General features: G+C 37.1%; 14 protein-coding genes and 4 tRNA genes. 15 read left to right on the plus strand and 3 right to left on the minus strand.

Annotated elements, in window-relative coordinates:
* Nucleotides 1–107: 107 nt before the first annotated feature.
* The gene (locus M1F25_RS08865; RefSeq protein WP_181489596.1) at nt 108–1,136 is read right to left on the minus strand and encodes a tetratricopeptide repeat protein; all 1,029 of its coding nucleotides are present in this window, start codon (nt 1,134–1,136) and stop codon (nt 108–110) included.
* Between the two features lie 947 nt (nt 1,137–2,083).
* On the opposite strand from M1F25_RS08865, the gene dtpA reads away from it, so the two are divergent.
* Nucleotides 2,084–3,550 (plus strand): dipeptide/tripeptide permease DtpA, encoded by a 1,467-nt coding sequence (gene dtpA / locus M1F25_RS08870; protein ID WP_164455752.1) that lies wholly within the window; start codon nt 2,084–2,086, stop codon nt 3,548–3,550.
* A gap of 75 nt (nt 3,551–3,625) precedes the next feature.
* On the opposite strand, the gene glpX is transcribed toward dtpA, so the two are convergent.
* Both glpX and M1F25_RS08880 read right to left on the minus strand, forming a co-directional pair.
* Complete coding sequence (glpX, locus tag M1F25_RS08875; protein WP_377145956.1) at nt 3,626–4,603, minus strand: class II fructose-bisphosphatase; 978 nt, start codon at nt 4,601–4,603, stop codon at nt 3,626–3,628.
* 162 nt (nt 4,604–4,765) lie between these two features.
* Nucleotides 4,766–5,689: an AEC family transporter gene (locus M1F25_RS08880; protein ID WP_004263353.1), complete on the minus strand. Its 924-nt coding sequence runs from the start codon at nt 5,687–5,689 to the stop codon at nt 4,766–4,768.
* A gap of 585 nt (nt 5,690–6,274) precedes the next feature.
* On the opposite strand from M1F25_RS08880, the gene M1F25_RS08885 reads away from it, so the two are divergent.
* The 14 genes from M1F25_RS08885 (at nt 6,275) to M1F25_RS08950 (ending at nt 19,226) form a co-directional block, all read left to right on the plus strand.
* Nucleotides 6,275–9,148 carry a DUF2339 domain-containing protein gene (locus M1F25_RS08885; protein ID WP_094961217.1) on the plus strand — a complete coding sequence of 958 codons (2,874 nt, stop codon included), beginning with the start codon at nt 6,275–6,277 and terminating at the stop codon, nt 9,146–9,148.
* Nucleotides 9,145–10,632: a DUF3999 family protein gene (locus M1F25_RS08890; RefSeq protein WP_164455750.1), complete on the plus strand. Its 1,488-nt coding sequence runs from the start codon at nt 9,145–9,147 to the stop codon at nt 10,630–10,632. The genes M1F25_RS08885 and M1F25_RS08890 overlap by 4 nt, the downstream gene beginning before the upstream one ends.
* A 164-nt stretch (nt 10,633–10,796) precedes the next feature.
* On the plus strand, nt 10,797–11,069 hold the full coding sequence (locus tag M1F25_RS08895) for a hypothetical protein (protein ID WP_148699127.1): 273 nt from the start codon (nt 10,797–10,799) through the stop codon (nt 11,067–11,069).
* Between the two features lie 74 nt (nt 11,070–11,143).
* On the plus strand, nt 11,144–11,557 hold the full coding sequence (locus tag M1F25_RS08900; RefSeq protein ID WP_094961219.1) for a GFA family protein: 414 nt from the start codon (nt 11,144–11,146) through the stop codon (nt 11,555–11,557).
* Nucleotides 11,558–11,741: 184 nt separating this feature from the next.
* Nucleotides 11,742–12,149 (plus strand): phosphate-starvation-inducible protein PsiE, encoded by a 408-nt coding sequence (gene psiE / locus M1F25_RS08905; protein WP_172412229.1) that lies wholly within the window; start codon nt 11,742–11,744, stop codon nt 12,147–12,149.
* A 294-nt stretch (nt 12,150–12,443) separates the two neighbouring features.
* Nucleotides 12,444–13,997 carry an AbgT family transporter gene (locus M1F25_RS08910; protein WP_004263378.1) on the plus strand — a complete coding sequence of 518 codons (1,554 nt, stop codon included), beginning with the start codon at nt 12,444–12,446 and terminating at the stop codon, nt 13,995–13,997.
* A gap of 63 nt (nt 13,998–14,060) precedes the next feature.
* Nucleotides 14,061–15,293: a peptidase T gene (gene pepT, locus M1F25_RS08915; protein ID WP_112307465.1), complete on the plus strand. Its 1,233-nt coding sequence runs from the start codon at nt 14,061–14,063 to the stop codon at nt 15,291–15,293.
* A gap of 195 nt (nt 15,294–15,488) precedes the next feature.
* On the plus strand, nt 15,489–16,175 hold the full coding sequence (locus M1F25_RS08920) for a LuxR C-terminal-related transcriptional regulator (protein WP_110591578.1): 687 nt from the start codon (nt 15,489–15,491) through the stop codon (nt 16,173–16,175).
* Nucleotides 16,142–17,974, plus strand: coding sequence for an excinuclease ABC subunit UvrC (gene uvrC / locus M1F25_RS08925; RefSeq protein ID WP_004263390.1), 1,833 nt, complete (start codon nt 16,142–16,144; stop codon nt 17,972–17,974). The genes M1F25_RS08920 and uvrC overlap by 34 nt, the downstream gene beginning before the upstream one ends.
* A gap of 57 nt (nt 17,975–18,031) precedes the next feature.
* Nucleotides 18,032–18,580: a CDP-diacylglycerol--glycerol-3-phosphate 3-phosphatidyltransferase gene (pgsA, locus tag M1F25_RS08930; RefSeq protein WP_004263394.1), complete on the plus strand. Its 549-nt coding sequence runs from the start codon at nt 18,032–18,034 to the stop codon at nt 18,578–18,580.
* A 166-nt stretch (nt 18,581–18,746) separates the two neighbouring features.
* A tRNA-Gly gene (locus M1F25_RS08935) sits at nt 18,747–18,822 on the plus strand.
* 23 nt (nt 18,823–18,845) lie between these two features.
* A tRNA-Cys gene (locus M1F25_RS08940) sits at nt 18,846–18,919 on the plus strand.
* 7 nt (nt 18,920–18,926) lie between these two features.
* Nucleotides 18,927–19,013 (plus strand) — tRNA-Leu (locus M1F25_RS08945).
* Between the two features lie 126 nt (nt 19,014–19,139).
* A tRNA-Leu gene (locus M1F25_RS08950) sits at nt 19,140–19,226 on the plus strand.
* Nucleotides 19,227–19,462: the final 236 nt, after the last annotated feature.

Here is a 19,462-nt window from a genome sequence, read left to right on the forward strand (position 1 = left end):
GAATTAATAGTATATATCGATAGAAGCTCTGCATTGGTTATAAACAATGCAGATTTTCTGTATCTTACTTATATCAGTGGTACAACAGTAAGTTGGAAAAATAGAGTTTATTGCTGCTGGTTTTTTAAAATTAACACTTTCTTTTCAGCCCGCTCATGGCCTTTAGCGGCTGCGAGTTGATACCAGCGTAGGGCTTTTTTATCATCGGCCTCAACACCCATACCATATTGGTAGCAAGCTCCTGCTGCATATTGCGCATCGGCACTATTTTGCTGAGCGGCTTTGATAAACCAGTGACAGGCTTTTGCTTGGTCGGCTTTGATACCATCGCCGCGCGCATAGATAAGCGCGACATTAAATTGAGCTGAAGCTTCACCTTGTTCAGCAGCTAGGGTTAGCCACTTTATAGCTGATTGGATATCTTTTTTGGTACCTTGTCCAGTTAAGTACAACATACCTAAGCTGTTTTGAGCGGGGGAAAAGCCCAATTCTGCGGCACGGGTAAAATATTGAAACGCGAGAGGGTAGTTTACCTTGTCATACATACCTACTGCTGCTTGGTAGCCTAATAAATACAGCGCTTGTGGATGGTTTTCTTCCGCAAGAGCAAGATATATTTTTTGGGCTTTTTGCGGGTCTTTTGTGATAGCTTTTCCCTCTTCATACCAATAGGCGAGGGTGAGCATCGCAGGTTGAAAATGTTGTTCAGCCGCTTTTTTTAGCCACCGTTCAGCTTCTTCTGGGTTTTTCTCTAATAAATCATTGATGCCATATAAGGTATATTCGGCCATATTCATCTGGCCAATAGGGTCACCACTTTCGGCTGCTATTTTCATCCAATGCAGCATTTGTTTTTCATCTAGCTCTACCCCAGTTTCTTGCTGGTACATCAGGCCAAGGTTAATTTGTGCTTTTGTAAAGCCTTGATTGGCAGAAAGAAGGTACCAGTGTAAAGCTTGGTCAAACTGTTGATGAGACTGATAAAACATTCCTAAGTTAAATTGAGCTTCGGCTTGGCCTTGTTCCGCAAGTGCAATTAGTGTTTTTTCATTTATTAGTGGCGTTGTTTCTTCTGCAAAAGCAGGGGGGCAAAATACGTTAATAAAGATAAAACACAATAAAAATATTTTTTTCACATGACATCCTTTGGACTAAGCTCTTAATGGCTACGTTATCTTGTTAGATAAGTTCCTGCAATGATATGAAAAACATTTTATATTAATTCTAATAAATCAAATGGTTAATTGTTGCTATTAGCACATTAGGCAAAGAATAGATAAAAATTTTAAAAAAAAGATGAACTTTTTTCCTTCTTAGCCAGTCTTATTAGTATCTATATACTGTTTGCTTGCGTAAACATTCATATATTTACCCTCATCATTCATTTCTTTACACGAAGTAATGTAATAATGCACCTACGTAGTGATAGTTTGAATTTAGCAAAAGATCCTTGAGTAGAATGCATTATGCCCAGTTTGTTACTGGGCTTTTTTTTATCCAAAATTCCAGTTTGAATGTCTATTCAGCTGCTATTCTCTAAATCCTTTCTTATCATAAAAGAAAAAAGTGCTCATTTGTTATGGATATTTTTAGTTTCCCATAATGCTTACAGCAATAAATCATAGGGTTATAAATAGGGCGTTATAGTTTCACTATAGAATAATATTCTTAACATTTAATAAACAAATGACTAATTAGTAATCGATAATAATTTGGCAATTTTGTAAAAAATTGAAGTAAATCACGATTAAATTCAATTGATGTAGCAATTAATACTAGCTAATTCTTTAATTTTGGTGCATAAATAACGTATATGGCTTAATTGATTATTGGGTTCTTGGCGGGTTATCTGCCAGTTAATGTTGAATAAATAATCAAATATGCTTTAACTCATTGAATTTATGTTTGAGATCCATAAACAAGTCTACACACAGTTTTGTTTGTTTTGAGGTCAGGGAATGATACTCCTCCTACCAAAAGTGAATCTTTTCAACTTTGAATTCTTGAGATCATAACAATGCGAGAGCGCATAGAGCGTTCCGTGGTTTTTTTGCATATGTACAGGTTGTACTAGAGGTAACTTGTGTCCACAACAAATAACAAAGAGGAAGTTAGTCTTAACGCGTTTAAGCAACCTCGCTCATTCTATCTTATTTTTTCTATCGAGCTCTGGGAACGTTTTGGTTACTACGGTCTTCAAGGGATCCTTCCAATATACCTAAGCCAAGTGCTGGGTATGTCAGAAACAGAATCAATTACACTTTTCTCAGCGTTTGCAGCATTAGTTTATGGCTTTGTTGCAGTTGGCGGTTGGTTAGGGGATAAAGTCCTTGGAACAAAACGTGTCATTGTCCTTGGAACAATCACTTTGATTGCAGGGTATGCATTTGTTGCTTTCTCAGGGCATGATGTATCGATGGTCTATGTTGGTTTAGCAACCATTGCAGTTGGTAATGGTTTATTTAAAGCGAATCCATCATCACTCTTATCGACCTGCTATGAAAAAGATGACCCTCGGTTAGACGGCGCATTTACTATGTACTATATGGCCGTTAATATTGGTTCATTCTTCTCAATGATTGCAACGCCGTGGTTAGCAAAACATTATGGTTGGGATGTCGCGTTCTCTCTTAGTGTTGTGGGCCTGATTATCACATTGATTAACTTCTATATGTGTAAAAAATGGGTTTCTCAACATGGCTCAAAACCTGACTTTGCTCCTGTTGTTCTTTCAAGATTAGTTGCTACAGTAGCAGGGGTTATTGCATTAATCGCGATTTCTACATGGCTATTGCATAACCTCGGTATCGCTCGTACAGCATTAGCGATTATTTCTTTGGGTATTCTAGTTATCTTTATCAAAGAAACATTAGCACTGAAAGGTACGGCTCGCCGTCGAATGATTGTTGCATTAATTTTAATGCTTGAAGCGATAGTATTCTTCGTTCTTTATAGTCAAATGCCGACATCATTAAACTTTTTTGCATTACATAACGTAGAACATGAAGTTTTTGGTTTTTCTATTGAACCCGCACAATACCAAGCTCTGAATCCATTATGGATCATGATTGGAAGCCCAATTTTAGCCGCGATTTATAATAAAATGGGCGATAACTTACCAATGCCACATAAATTCGCGATTGGTATGTTGTTATGTTCTGCTGCATTCTTAGTTTTGCCATTAGGTGCAAAATTTGCAAATGAAGCGGGGATTGTTTCTGTTGAATGGCTGGTTATTTGTTACGGTTTCCAAAGTATTGGTGAGCTGATGATCTCAGGCCTTGGTCTTGCGATGGTAGCTCAGTTAGTTCCACAGCGTTTAATGGGCTTTATTATGGGCGCATGGTTCTTAACAAACTCAGCGGCCGCATTTATTGCAGGGTACGTTGCTTCAATGGCAGCAGCACCAGAGGGTGAACTTACCAGCAAAGTCGAATCTTTGGCTGTGTACAGTGACGTATTCTTGAAAATTGGTTTAGTGACTGGTGTGATTGCAATTTTGATGGTTTTAACCGCTCCGATGTTAAATCGTATGACTCTTGAGCGTTAATTTTCATCTTAAATCGCAGTAATCAAAAGGGCTAAAAAGCCCTTTTGATATATGTGACATGCGGTAATAGACGTATTAATTAAAATAGCGATTATTAATCAGTTTTAGCGAGCGGTCACTACCATTGACCAAAATGGTATTTGAAATACGGCTGTACGCATCTATTGATACACCATCCATCAAGATGGTTGGTGTGATAGCTGTGGCGGCAAATATGACATCAGAAGTACTCACCATCTGGTCTAAAGATAGCACTTCACCAATTTCTAACCCCATTTGTTGACAGCGCAATATTTCTTGTGCCGCGAGTTGTTTATTTTCTTCGCTATCTCCTTTGGCTTTATCTCGCGAAATTAGTCTTGCTTGCATATCACCGCCTAAAGCACGAGCGATAGCTGCACTGATAATGCCTTCAGGAGCGCCGCCAGTTCCATACATCATATCAATGGGATGTTCAGGAAGGATAGTAAGTAATGAGGCGAGGACATCACCATCAGGGATGGTAATCACATTAGCACCAAAACTACGGATAGTTTTAATAATATGTTGATGGCGAGGTTTATCAAGTACTGCGATTGAAAGATTTGAAATGGGTTTATTAAGTGCAGAAGAAAGGAATTCTAAATTTTTTTCTAGGGGATTTGCCAGATGAACGGCCCCTTTAGCGGCAGCCCCAACAACAAGTTTTTCCATATACATATCAGGTGCTTGAAGTAGTGTTCCTGTTGGAGCCGCGGCAAGTACGGCAATGGCATTTTTTTCATTACACGCTACCATACGTGTTCCATCGATAGGATCTACTGCAATATCTAAGCCAATAGAACCTGACTTTTTGCCAACTTGTTCGCCAATATATAACATGGGAGCGTCGTCGATTTCACCTTCACCAATGACAATTTTACCGTGAAAATCAATTTCATTTAGGCGATTTCTCATCGCTTCTACAGCGGCTTTATCTGCGGCATTTTTATCTTGTTTTCCCACCCAATCGAAGGCAGCCACTGCTGCAACCTCGGTAACGGAAGCGATAGCAGAAGCTAACTCATCACTAATTTTCATTTTTTGTTCATATCCCAGATGTATAAAAGAAAAGTACCTATCACTATGATACGTTTTTTGTGATCTGTCTGGCAAATAATGGGTGATTAAATCATCAGAGAATTTGGCGCCATAATGAAATAGTCGCCTAAATATAGGCGACTATTTATTTGATAATTAAAGCATTTCGACGATAGTGATACCACCGATAATCGAAATTAAGGCAGCTAATGTACTTAATAACACGGTTCCTGCTGAGGTTTCAGTATAGGCTTGGTTGCTAATAGCCAATGCGGGAACTGCGGTCGCTGTGGGTAGTACACCTATGATAAACGCGGCTTTAAGTAAATCATCTTGTAAACCTAAGGCGAGTCCAGTGCCTAAAATGAGTGCGGCTTGAACAAAATTTTTAATAAAGACGTTAAATATAATTTCCTTACTAATTGTAAGTTTGATCCCTGAAAGGAGCAGACCAAGGAAGAATAGAGCGACTCCGCCCGCGGTTTTGCCCAATTCGTTTACCGAGTTTTGTAATATTTCAGGTAATTTAACACCTAAAATAGCTAGTATTGCGCCTAGAATAGGGAGAAAAACTAAGGGTTGAGCAATGGCTTTACCAACTGATTTTAAGATACTGTTACCTTGCTGTGATCCGCTGATCATTAATAGAGTAAATGGGATAATAATAACGGTATAAATCAGGTTACCTAATACCATAGCTATCAAGCCTGATGACCCGACAGTTGCAAGTAATACAGGTGGCCCACAGTAGGCCATATCAGGAAAAGACACCGATAATGCTTGCATAGCCGCATCTTTTTTAGTGTGGCGAAAAATAAATTTACCAAAAATAAAACCAATCACATACGTTGCAATTAGTCCTACGGCTAGCGCTAATAAATAGTCAATATTGAGTAATACTGAAGGCGGTGCTTGTGCGGCTGCAAGAAATAATGCAAACGGTAATGCTATTTTAACCACAAAGTCAGCAAAGGCTTGGGAATACTCTCGTTTGATAAACCCATATTTACCCGATAGCCAACCAACGGCTAATCCAAGAACTATGGGCCCTAAAGCGGCAAGTATAATGTGAATTAGCATTAAAAACTCTCCTGATATTTTTCGGTAGGTTTTGCTTTATAAAAGTCAGTAAAATGACAGTTAATATTTTCCCTTGTGGTTACTTTTATTTAAATTAAAGAACATATGTTTTTAGCAATGTTTAATAAAGAAACTAATTAATGTAATTTTAAATAACTATAATCATTTAAGGATAGTAATTATTCAATTAATATATTGATGTTAAAGGTGTTGTATACATAACATAATAAAAATAATAGTACTAATAAAATTTTATTAGTACTATTATGAGTATCAAAAACAGAATATCAAAAAAATATAGGCGCTTAATCAATTGTTTGTTTTTTTATGAGCGAAATAGTCATTAAACGATGATTAAGGGTTTTCTTAGTTACTAAAATGACTAATGAGAGTATTAATAAATCATCAAAGAAAGGTATTGTTTCTTTTACCAGGAGTATACCTAAAGCAGGATGTAATGAATTATTTTGTAACAGTTTATTACATTTGGTTGGCAAGGGGATCAATGCTATCTACACTAGCAGTAATCACAGCCTTTATTTTCCAGATTCTAAATTGTGAATTTTTTTATGAGGAAACCTATTTGTGGACACTTGGATACTAATAGGACTTGTATTCGTTTTCCTGCTAGTGCTAGCTCCGATACTTGCTATCATTGCCATCAATCGAACAGGTCGGATGCAGTACCAAATTTCGCTGTTAAATCAGAAGGTTTCTTCATTAGAAGCCCAGCTTTTAAACGCTAAATACACGCCAAGTATATCTGTCGATAGTGTGACGTCTTCCCAATCAGGTTTAGATGAAATACAAAATACGCACATAGAGCAAGAGGGGAGCGAATCTCTTTCGGGTGTTGATGCTAAACAAGACAAACAGCAAGAAATTTCCTCAATGAGCCATGTGACTTGTCTGCCAGTTGAAAAAGAGCATGATTTATCGGATACAGAAAACTCGCCTCTCATGAGGGAACAAACTACCCATGAAAATTCCCTTAATCATCCTTTAAGTAATGAAAGTATCAATCCGAATAGGTTTGATAACACGCAAGCACAGCGAGTAGACGCAAATCGGTTTAATCAAAATCAACCTGAGACAAAGCAAAATACTGCCAGTGACGATAAATCAATATTCAATCATTTCTTTAGTTGGTTAGTGAAAGGAAACCCGGTTGCTAAAATTGGTATCCTACTGTTATTCCTAGGTGTCGCATATTTGCTGAATTACAGTGTGCAAAATGAAATTATTTCACCTCAAATGCGTTTAATCTTCAGCGCAGTAGGGTGCTTAGCTTTATTAGGTACTGGCTGGTGGCTACGGAATAAAAAGGCATTATTTGGGTTGATTTTACAAGGGGGGGCAATTGGTTGCTTGTATATCACTATTTTTGCTGCATTTAAACTGTATACGATGATGCCTTATGGGATGGCATTTGCCTTTATGTTACTTATTTGCGCGGCAAGTATTGCTTTGGCATTATTGCAACGCACAATTAGTTTAGCTGTTCTTGCATCGATAGGTGGGTATTTAGCACCTATATTGCTTTCGACTGGCGGTGGAAGCCATGTTGTTTTATTTTCTTATTATTTGATGTTATCAATTGGTATCTTAGTTATTAGTGTGTGGCAAGCTTGGCGACCTTTAAATTTAGTTGGTATGGTGATGACTTATGGTGTTGCCATTTTATGGGGGCTAGATAATTACCAGTCAGACTATTATTTATCTTGCCAACTTTTTATTATCGCTAATTTAGTGGTATTTAATGCCTTAACACAGCTATTCTCACTACGCTTTGAACATAGTAAGCAATTGGTTGTTGATAATACACTTCTATTTGTCCCTCCTTTTATCAGTATTGCACTTCAATTCTTTATTTCAGAAGGGGAAGGTTTACTGCCAGCCTTTATTTCACTGATAGTAGGTTTGTTATATCTGATTACTGGTTTACAAGTGCATAAACGCTATAAATCCGCTGGCAAGAATATGGCGTTAGCAAATATTATTATCGGTGCTGGGTTTATCACTTTAGCTATTCCATTAGCGCTAACATTTGAGTGGACCTCGATTATTTGGTCATTAGAAGGTTTGTTAATCCTCTGGTTCGGTTTACAGCAAAACCAGAAAAAAATGGCGGCTATCGGCTCGTTATTAATTGTTATTAGCGCAATCACTTTGTTAAGTGATTATCCTTATTTATATTGGAGTCGTAGTAGTACTTATATGGTTCCTGTGCTATTAATAGCCTGCTTTATGGCTGGTGGGCTTTTCCATATTCGTCGTAAAGAAGACAGTAACTTTACTTTATTTAGTTATGGTTTCTTAATTATTGGTTTGGTGACTTGGTTGTGCTGGTTACCGTTATTTACTGATATTTTATCATGGAGCCGTGAGTCTGAAGGCTTTATTATTCTAGTCTTGGTTGTTATTTCAGTTTGGTTCTGGCGTTTATATGCTATCTATATTAATTGGGTACCTTTGCTACTTTGCCAGTCTATTCTATGGATTGCAGGTTATTATTATCTTGGTTTAGATTTCTTAAACGACCAAAACCCAATGGGGCGTGGTGAAGGTTCTCTCATATGGCCAGTTGTTTTAGGTAGTTCTATTTTATTTGTTATTCATGGATATAAGCTTCGTGACCGTTGGATGCAAAGAATACTCCATAGCGCCAATTTATGGCTAATTTTTGCGTTTATTGCCACTCAAGTGAATTGGTTCGTCTCCATTTTACCTTGGGGCATGCACGAAATGGGATATTTTATTTATGTCATGGCCATAACGCTAACTGTTATTGTTCTCTATTGGCTACAACAAAATAGAATGCCGCCGATGAAACGTAATGGACTGATTTATTGGTATTCTATGACTCCTGTTGCTATCGGGCTAATTATATTGTCCGGCTATGCTAATTTAGAAGATGGTAAATTGACATTTTGGAATTATATACCGCTAATCAATCCATTAGATGAAGCTGGGTTATTTAGTATCGCTACGTTAGTTTTAATACGTAAAGGGCTTTCTCAAAAAATACGTAAAGTAACAGCGGTTAACTTTTGGGTTTTACGTAGTTTGTTAGTAGTCACAATTGCACTTTCTGCTTATTGGTTTAACGGTATTTTAATTCGTGCAATAGCAGATTTTGCTGAGCTAAATTGGAGCTATGACACACTTTATGATTCACGCTTAGTGCAAACTGTACTTTCTATCAGTTGGGCACTGGCTGCCTTAGCCTGCATTATTATTGCCTCTATTAAGAAAAATCGAATTTGGTGGTTTATGGGGGCTGGTATTTTTGCTTGTGTTATTGCCAAGTTATTCTTAATTGATATATACGGGCAAGGTGGTATTTCTCGTGCAATTTCTTTTATTGGTGTTGCATTATTAATTTTAATTGTTGGGTATTTTTCGCCATTACCACCAAAAGATACAAAAGGGAAAGTTGAAAAGGAGATACAACCATGAGTTTAATTAAAAATACAGGACTAGTAAGGCTCATTGCAGTCTTCTCATTGTCATTATTGTTCTCAAGTCATTTGAATGCAGAGGCAGTAGAAGAGGTTACTCCTTATAGTTTTTATCAAGGCTCAGAAATAAATGTGCTTGATTCATCGGCTCCTTTTTACTGGTTAGAGCTTCCCGTAAATGCGTATATGAACTCAGCGTACCCCAAAACGTTGCAAGATGTTCGAGTCTTTAATGGTACTGGTAATGAAATACCTTCAGTATTATTTTCTGATACGGAAAAATCCGTTTCAAATGAAAAGATCATTTTTACACCACAGCGTTTGGTCACTCAGGTTGATAACGTTAACTCCCATGATGATGTGCGTAGAGAAAAGCAACATCTATTAGTAGAATCTATCCCTGGCAAAGTGAATAGAATTGAGTTGCCTAGTATGCAAGTTAAAGACAACGTGGCTTATCAGGCTTATTTATTAACGAAAAATCAAAGTCAAACTAAAGATACGCCAATTAAAAATCTAGTATTAGACTGGGCTAAAAGCGAGAAAGAATGGCAGGCAAAGGTATTTGTTTTTGCCAGTGACGACAAAGAAAATTGGCTAAATATAGCAACAAATCAGCCGATTATGAATTTGAAGTTAAATTCAGAAACTATTGCAAGCAATAATATTGAGTTATTAAATGGCAACTCAAAGGCATTGAATGCACCTTATCTTATGGCTGTAATAGTAAGTGGTCCAGATATTGTTATACCTGACTTATTAAAGGTCAATGCGACCTCTAGCGTGCTTAATTCAACTTATCGTCAAGAACTATTTCATTTTGAGATGACGAATGATGGTGTTTCAAAAGATCATATAATATATCAATTACCAAGAGCACAGCCACTGAGTGAATTACAAATACAATTGCAACAATCAAACCGTGTGATCCCACTAAAAATAGAGTATTCATCTGATAGAGGTGAAAGCTGGAAATTACTCACTAACATTGTTGCATATAATCAAACAATAGATGGTGATTTAATTAGCAATCCGAGCACAGCGCTCTATGGTGAAATGGTAGGGAAAGTAAGAATCTCAGCTCTCAAAGGGAGTTGGGAGGATCAGCCACCAAGGCTAACGGGAAAACGAGATGCTTATAACCTTATTTTTAATTTGCAAGGTCCCGCTCCGTATTTACTTGTTTGGGGGAATAAACAAGCTAGTTTTGATGAATTGACCACAAGCCAGCTTGTAGGGAAACCAGATAGCGTTGATGAGTTAATGACAAATTATCCTCAGCTATTTCTTGATAATACAATCATTGAGTTGGGTGGTGTAGATAGGCTAACTATAACGGAAGTGGTTGACGGTAGTTTTAACTGGCTGACGATTACCTTATGGGTATTGTTATTTGTTGGAATATTAGTACTAATTTATTTCTGCTGGTATTTGTTAAGAGAAGTCAATTCTACAGATAAGGCGAATCATGAAGAATTATAACTAGATATTGGTATTAACCAAATAGGGAATAGTACCCTATTTGGTTTCGATTTACGTCATTGACAGTTCTGACGTCTCTTTACTTAATCATGAGAACACTTACTTATAGCCTGTTTTTTCTGACAGGGATTTGCGCTAAAACAGTCATAACGGAATAGGAGATAATGATGAAAAAAACATTACTAGCTCGTATATTTATTATGATCGTTATTTTGACTGGCTTTTCAATAGCGGCCCAAGCTGCGAATAATACAGTATTAACAGAAATTATAGCGCACAATAAAGTAGCGTATGAGTATGTGTTACAAAATACAGACCAAAATGAAGCAGATATAGAGTTTGAAAGGGAAGCGAAAGAACTTGATAGTTCTCAGTTGCGTAATATTGTTAACGATAAACGTTTTACTGGCCGACAATTCAGAATACATGAAAAGTAAGTCATATCTGAATTTTTTGCTGTAAATATGCGTATATTGAGTAATAAATCTACGACCTACATAAAGGAAATTCTATGCATCAAGGCCAATGTTTGTGTGGTTCTGTAAAAATCACAACAGCAAAAGATATTAGTCATGTCAGTGTATGCCATTGTGGAATGTGTCAAAAATGGAATGGCGGCCCAGGCTTTAGTGTTGATTGTGGTAACGATTTAATGGTAGAGGGGCAAGAGTCTGTGTCAATTTTTGCATCATCTCAATGGGGAGAACGTGCATTTTGTAAAAATTGTGGTTCACACCTTTTTTATCATTTACTCACACCTTCAACATATTATGCATCAGCAGCTTTATTTAAAGAGAGTAAAGATGCGCAAATGAGTATGCAAATTTACATAGATAGTAAGCCCAAATATTATAACTTTGTTGAAAGAACACCCATGTTGACAGAGAAAGATATTATGGAAATGATGTCCCCATCATCGGATTAAACTCTGTGGCTATAGATTTAATAGTAAGTAATAAGGAATGCAGTGGCAGTCGATCAGACTATATTTTTTTGATTCTATTCGTTAAATTGACCTCTTATTTGTCATGCGGTCGACTTAAATTTGTTTTACAATTAAGGTAATGACTAGGTTTAGAAGTTGTTCAGAGGAATAACAAATGAATAGTATGAAAGGAATGCGTCATGCGAGTAATATCGCGTGGGTACTACAATGGATATTAAATATTGGCTTGATCTCACTCGCTGCCGTACTTGTATTCTTTTTAGCTAAAGAAACGGTGACAATGGCTTCATTAATGTTTGGTAGCTCAAAAGGGGCGACGGCCTATGAGTTGTTAGAAGGCATTGTCATTTATTTTTTATACTTTGAGTTTATTGCCTTGATAATAAAATATTTTATGTCGGGCTATCATTTCCCGTTAAGGTATTTTATCTATATTGGTATTACTGCGATTATTCGTTTAATTATCGTTGATCATAGTGACCCTATGACAACTTTGTTGCATGCAGGGGCGATTTTGGTACTAGTCGTTGCACTTTATATTGCAAATACTGAAAAATTAAAGCGTGAATAACATACATTAGTGTAATTTACTTGCATACAAAAAAAGTGTAATTATTATTCCTTTTTTTGTATGCGCAGACTCGAAGTCAAATACTTAAGTGATATACCCTGCATTTAAATCTATAAGTTAATAAAATTTAAGATATGTAATTTTTGGTAATTAAAATTAATATAAATAATTCTAATATTTTATTTTGTAACTGGTTTATCCTGTAAAAACTAATCACAAAAATATTTTACTTTTATATATAGGTTATTTACTGTTATAAAGTTTCTATTCTAATAACATAAGTAGCTTGTAAATATGACAACAAAAACACTTCCCAAGAAAAAAGGGTTCTTAAACCGTGTCGAGCGCATCGGTAATGTTATGCCTGATGTGACTATGCTGTTTGTGTACGCCCTGATTATATGTTGGTTTTTATCTTATCTGCTTTCTTTCGTAGATTTTAGTTATTACCATCCTATTTCAAAAGAAAAAATTGCTATAGTTAATATGTTTCAGTATGAGGAAATCATATTATTTATCACTGCGGCAGTTAAAAACTTCATTAATTTCCCTCCTCTTGGTATCACGATAGTGGCAACATTAGGTATTGGTATTGCTGAAAGCAGTGGTTTCATTAATACCGCATTGAAAAAAATGTTGTCGTTTATTTCACCAAGAATGTTAACGCCTACAGTGGTGTTTGTGGGGATTGTTTCTCATATTGCTTCAGATTCTGCCTATGTCATTTTAATGCCAGTTGCAGCAATGATGTTTTATGCGAGTGGTCGTCATCCATTAGCTGGGATTGCTGCTGCATTTGCAGGCTTAGCGGGGGGATTTACTGCAAGCTATACGCCATCAATTATTGACCCAATAATGCAAAGTTTTACGCAAGATGCTGCACAAATGCTAGCGCCGGGTTATAGCGTAAATGTTTTATGTAACTATTTCTTTAGTTTGGGTGGTACATTCGGGGTTATTTTTACCTGTTGGTTTATCACTGAGAAGATTGTTGAACCATGGCTAAATAAAAACTGCCCAATCAGTTCAAACGAAGTTGATACTGATTCTGAAAAAAATTTAGGTAAAATTACTGCTGCTGAGAATCGTGCTTTTCGTATTTCTGGTTTAGTACTAATTGCTTTAGGTATCGGATTATTTGCACTATTATGGCCAGAGAACTCTCCATTACGTGGGCCTGATGGTAGCTTAACTAGCCCTAAAGCACCTATCATGCAAATTGTTGTGCCTTTATTATTTATTTTCTTTGCTTTGCCAGGCATTGTTTATGGTTATATGACGAAATCTTTTACATCAACAAAAGATGTTGTCAAGGCAATGGAAAATATTACTAAGTCACTTATCCCATTTATTGTTTTTGCTTTTTTTGCTGCCCAATTTTTATATTCATTCCAACATTCTAATTTAGGCACATTATTAGCGCTTTCAGGGGCAGAGTTATTACGTACACTTGATATGCCATCTGGAATGACCGTTTTTGGCGTTATTCTATTAACGGCTATCTTAAATATTATGATTACTTCTGCGACATCAAAATGGGCAATTATGGCGCCAGTATTAGTGCCTATGCTAATGGCAGTCGGAATTTCACCTGAATTAACACAAGCGGCATTTCGTGTCAGCGACTCTGCAATGAATGTGAGCACACCGATGTTTCCGTTTTATCCGTTAATCCTGATGTATTGCCAGAAATACTATAAAAATGCAGGAATAGGAACATTGTGCTCAATGATGATCCCATTCACCGTTGGGCTATTAATTATTTTAACTTCAACATTATATTTATTCTGGGCTTTTGATATCCCAATTGGTTTCGACAGTGGTTACACATGGCATCCTGCACCATAAGTAGGGCCAATACCCTACCTATTAAATAGGTAGGGTAAATATAGTTAATGCAAGGAATATAAAATGAACGAATTAGGTAAGCAATTAGAGCAGCGTTTTTACCGCTATCTCGCTATTGAAAGCCAAAGTGACGCAGCAAGCACGGTTGTTCCAAGCACAGAAGGGCAACGTGAGCTGGCAAAATTATTAGCGCAAGAGCTTGAAAGTTATGGTTTGAAAGATGTTTATATCGATGACCATGCCATCTTATATGCAATGCGCCCAGGCAATAAGCCTTCAGCGCCAAAAATAGGTTTTGTGACTCATTTAGATACTGTTGATGTTGGGTTATCTCCCATCGTTAAGCCTCAAACCTTAAGATATGAAGGCAAAGATTTATGTTTAAATGAAAAAGAAAATATTTGGTTTAAATCAGATGAGCACCCTGAAGCTGCACCTTATATCGGTGAAGAGATTATTTTTAGTGATGGAACTAGCGTACTTGGCGCAGATAATAAAGCTGCTGTAACGGTTGTCATGGAATTAATGAATAAGCTGCAATATGCCGATTTTGATTGTGGGGATATCTACGTTGCGTTTGTACCCGACGAAGAAATTGGCCTACGCGGTTCTAAAATTATGGATTTATCTCGTTTTAACGTTGATTTTGCTTATACCATTGACTGTTGTGCTCTTGGTGAGGTTGTGTACGAAACGTTTAATGCTGCTTCTATTGAAGTTTCAATTAAAGGTATTACCGCACATCCTATGTCAGCTAAGAATGTATTGTTGAATCCTATTCGTGTAGCTCATGATTTTATTGGTTGCTTTGATCGTTTTGATACCCCAGAACATACAGAGCATCGCGAAGGCTACTTTTATGTGACAGATTTAATAGCAAATCCTGATAATGCTAAAATTAAAATGGCGATCCGTGATTTTGACCGTCATAGTTTTTCAGCTCGAAAACACTTTATAAAACAAGCGATTGAGTTAATAAAAGCGCGTCATCCGCGTGCAAAAATTGAGTGCAACATTGTAGATGTGTATAGCAATATTAGCGACTCATTAGGAGATGACTGTACAGCGATTGATTTAATTTTTGATGCATTGAAAATTCAAGAGGTTGAACCTAAGGTGATCCCAATGCGCGGTGGTACGGATGGCTCTGCTTTATCAGCAAGAGGTATCTTAACCCCAAATTATTTTACTGGTGCACTTAATTTCCACTCATGTTTTGAGTTTTTACCAATCAGCTCTTTTGAGAAAAGCTACTTAGTATCAGAAACCATTTGTCGTTTAGTTGGAAAAAAATAACATATCATTTTATTCTTAATATAAAGGCCACTCAATAAAGTGGCCTTTAATTATTAATACCCATAATTCATTCATGTAAATTATAATTTATTTATTTTTAATAAAACAAAAATAAATAAAAAAGTGTATATGACTTTTTTATTTATTCATTTATTATTTTTCACTATTAGGTTTAAAATCCAATAGGAGTATTAATTGATTAATATTATAATAATTGACGACAGTAATATTGTAATTCGTGGTTTTGAGGCTATTTTTTCACGTCAAATACGTTATAAAATTGTTGCTTCTTTTTCATCACTAGAACACGTGATTACATGGAATAGATGCCAAAAAGCAAATATGATTTTAATCAGTAGTGATAGTTTTCGTTATGACTCACTAAAAACAATCCAGACATTACGTCGAACTCAACCAGATGTTGGGATCATTATTTACAATGTAAGAAATAACCCTGCATTTTTTTTAAAAGCATTAGATATTGGCATTTTCGGTTTATTGAGTATCAATGTGACAGAAGAAGACATTATTGAAGCTATCCAAATTGTAAGTGTTAAACGGAAAATTATATCGCCGGATATTGCCCAAGACCTTGCTCTACAGCGGTTAGTTTATAGTAATCAACAAGATTTATATGATTTATTATCGGGGCGTGAGTTAGAAATCATGTTAATGATCACTCAGGGAATGCCTATAAAACGGGTAGCGGAGTCACTTTCCTTAAGCCCTAAAACAGTAAATACCTATCGATATCGAATGTTTAGTAAACTTAATATCTGTAGTGATGTAGAATTAACTCATATAGCTATCAGTTATGGTTTAATCACAGCAAAACAGGGTTTACTCGAGTGTCAGAACAGTTCGAACCGAAAGCTTTCTTAAAAACAGTTACTAATCAACCTGGTGTATACCGTATGTATGACGCTGGGGAAACGGTTATATATGTAGGAAAGGCAAAGGATCTTAAGAAACGCTTAGCAAGTTATTTTCGTGAAAATGTGGGTAGCCGCAAAACAGAGCAGTTGGTAAAGCAAATCGCCTCTATTGATGTGACGGTGACTCATACTGAAACAGAAGCGCTATTACTTGAGCACAACTATATTAAGTTGTACCAGCCACGTTATAACGTATTGTTACGTGACGATAAATCTTATCCTTACCTATTTTTAAGCAGTGAAACTCATCCTCGAATTTCGATGCACCGGGGGGCGAAACATGCCAAAGGCGAGTACTTCGGCCCTTTCCCGAGTTCTTATGCGGTAAGGGAAACATTAGCGTTAATGCAGAAGTTATTTCCGATACGTCAATGTGAAGATAGCATGTATCGAAATCGCTCAAGGCCTTGTTTACAATATCAAATTGGTCGTTGCTTAGGTCCCTGTGTTAAAGGATTGGTTTCCGATGAAGACTATAATCAACAAGTGGAATATGTACGTTTATTTTTAACGGGTAAAGATAAACAAGTTTTGGCTGGTTTAGTTGACCGTATGGAAAAGGCAAGTTTAGAACTACGCTTTGAAGATGCAGCGCGTTTTAGAGATCAAATCCAAGCGGTAAGAGCTGTCACGGAAGAGCAATATGTATCTGGTGATAGCGATGACCTAGATGTTATTGGTGTTTCTTTTGAATCTGGTCTTGCTTGCGTGCATGTACTTTTTATTCGTCAAGGCAAAGTCCTTGGTAGTCGCAGTTATTTCCCTAAAATTCCAGCAGATACACAGCTTGAGGAAGTGGTTCAAACCTTCTTAGGTCAGTTTTATTTGCAAGGAAGTGAAAATAGAACTCTACCTGGCGAAATATTATTAGATTTTGCATTAACAGAAAAAGAATTATTAGCTGAGTCTCTTTCTGAGATCGCGGGACGTAAAATTCATATTCAAAGTCAGCCACGTGGTGTGAGGGCTCGTTACTTAAAATTAGCGAGAACGAATGCATCAATTGCGCTTTCAACAAAATTAGCGCAACACTCGACGGTGCAACAACGTATGGAAGCACTAGCAAAAGTGGTTAATTTAGAAAACATTAATCGTATGGAGTGTTTTGATATTTCACATACGATGGGGGAGCAAACAGTCGCCTCTTGTGTTGTGTTTGATAAATCGGGCCCGGTGAAATCAGAGTATCGGCGCTATAATATTACAGGGATCACCCCTGGAGACGATTACGCGGCTATGCATCAAGTTTTAACACGGCGTTATGGTAAACACATTGATGAAAGCAAAGTTCCTGACATTATCTTTATTGATGGGGGTAAAGGCCAATTAGGGCAGGCAAGGGATGTGTTTAATTCACTAGAGGTTGATTGGGATAAAAAACACCCATTGCTGATTGGCGTTGCAAAGGGTAGCGACCGTAAAGCGGGGCTTGAAACCTTATTTTTAAAACCAGAAGGCGAAGGTTTTTCATTACCACCTGATTCCCCAGCTTTGCATGTAATCCAACACATTCGAGATGAATCACATAATCATGCGATTACGGGGCATCGACAACGACGAGCAAAAGTCAAAAGTACGAGTGCATTAGAGTCAATTGAGGGGGTTGGCCCGAAACGTCGGCAGATGTTGCTAAAATATATGGGCGGGTTACAACCTTTACGTAATGCAAGTATAGAAGAAATCGCAAAAGTGCCCTCGATCTCATACGCCCTTGCAGAAAAGATTTATAATGCATTGAAACAGTGAGTGTCTTAGGGCAACATATTCATAATATCCAACTTGGTCAAAAAGTTAGTGAGCGTGATGAAATTAAACATACCAACGTGGTTGACATTATTTCGCGTCATCCTAATACCGTTTTTTGTATTAGCCTTTTATCTCCCTGTTACTTGGGGGCCGTTTGCATGCGCGCTTATTTTTGTTATCGCAGCGGTAACTGATTGGTTTGATGGTTTTTTAGCAAGACTGTGGAAGCAGACTACAAAGTTTGGTGCTTTTTTAGATCCTGTTGCTGATAAAGTTATGGTTGCTACAGCGTTAGTGTTAGTCACTGAAAGTTACGATGTTTGGTATGTGACTTTGCCAGCAGCAACCATGATTGCACGTGAAATTATCATTTCTTCTTTACGTGAATGGATGGCAGAGATAGGAAAACGTAGTAGTGTGGCTGTTTCTTGGATTGGTAAATTTAAAACCACTGCTCAGATGATGTCACTGGTCGGTTTATTGTGGCGTCCAACGCCATTGATTGAAAACCTTTCAATCGCATTAATGTATGTTGCAGCTATCTTAACATTTTGGTCAATGTTCCAATATTTAAAGGCTGCATGGGGTGATTTGAGCGAAGCGTGATCGAAATGATTGAAAAAACAGCGAACGATCCAATTATTTCAATAATTGTATTGACTCGATAGGTGAAATCAGTAGAATGCAACGCATCGAACGGCAACATGGTTTACGAAAATAAATAAGTAAATCAGCCAGTTTGAAAAGCATAAGCTGAAAAGTGAAGCTTTACGCGGGAATAGCTCAGTTGGTAGAGCACGACCTTGCCAAGGTCGGGGTCGCGAGTTCGAGTCTCGTTTCCCGCTCCAAATTTCGAAAGAAATTCGGATAAGGCGCGTTAGCAAAGCGGTTATGCACCGGATTGCAAATCCGTGTAGCTCGGTTCGACTCCGGGACGCGCCTCCAAAATTTAGCCCAGGTGGTGAAATCGGTAGACACAAGGGATTTAAAATCCCTCGGCCTTTAGGCTGTGCGGGTTCAAGTCCCGCCCTGGGCACCATCTTAAAGTAATTAAACGCTATTAAGTGTTTTATTTTAAGTTAGCTAATCACAATGTGTTTTATTAAATGCATGGGTTAGTCGGGTAGATTAATAATTTATCCAAGTTTTTGAGAAAGACAATTTAGCCCAGGTGGTGAAATCGGTAGACACAAGGGATTTAAAATCCCTCGGCCTTTAGGCTGTGCGGGTTCAAGTCCCGCCCTGGGCACCATCTCAATTTTAATCAGAAATTATTAAAATTAGCAATTAACCACCTTTAGGTGGTTTTTTTGTATCTAACTCCCTTCAAATATTTAGTATCTGCTGAACTGATGTCGTTTAATTAGGTGTATTTATTCTTTATATTCAATGTGTTTCTTTTGAAATAGCATAAGTATTTTTGATTGTGTCAACTAACGCGAAATTCGTGTAAAAAACCGTAAGTCAGACCGTTCTGTTAGTGTTTTG

It is taken from the genome of Providencia sp. PROV109, from assembly GCF_033681625.1.
Classification (GTDB): domain Bacteria; phylum Pseudomonadota; class Gammaproteobacteria; order Enterobacterales; family Enterobacteriaceae; genus Providencia; species Providencia hangzhouensis.

Excerpts from the sequence above, each read along its gene's own strand:
- M1F25_RS08880 (WP_004263353.1), bottom strand. The coding sequence starts at position 5,689 with ATGCTAATTCACATTATACTTGCCGCTTTAGGGCCCATAGTTCTTGGA.
- M1F25_RS08890 (WP_164455750.1), top strand. The coding sequence starts at position 9,145 with ATGAGTTTAATTAAAAATACAGGACTAGTAAGGCTCATTGCAGTCTTC.
- M1F25_RS08895 (WP_148699127.1), top strand. The coding sequence starts at position 10,797 with ATGATGAAAAAAACATTACTAGCTCGTATATTTATTATGATCGTTATT.
- M1F25_RS08900 (WP_094961219.1), top strand. The coding sequence starts at position 11,144 with ATGCATCAAGGCCAATGTTTGTGTGGTTCTGTAAAAATCACAACAGCA.
- psiE (WP_172412229.1), top strand. The coding sequence starts at position 11,742 with ATGAAAGGAATGCGTCATGCGAGTAATATCGCGTGGGTACTACAATGG.
- M1F25_RS08910 (WP_004263378.1), top strand. The coding sequence starts at position 12,444 with ATGACAACAAAAACACTTCCCAAGAAAAAAGGGTTCTTAAACCGTGTC.
- pepT (WP_112307465.1), top strand. The coding sequence starts at position 14,061 with ATGAACGAATTAGGTAAGCAATTAGAGCAGCGTTTTTACCGCTATCTC.
- pgsA (WP_004263394.1), top strand. The coding sequence starts at position 18,032 with ATGAAATTAAACATACCAACGTGGTTGACATTATTTCGCGTCATCCTA.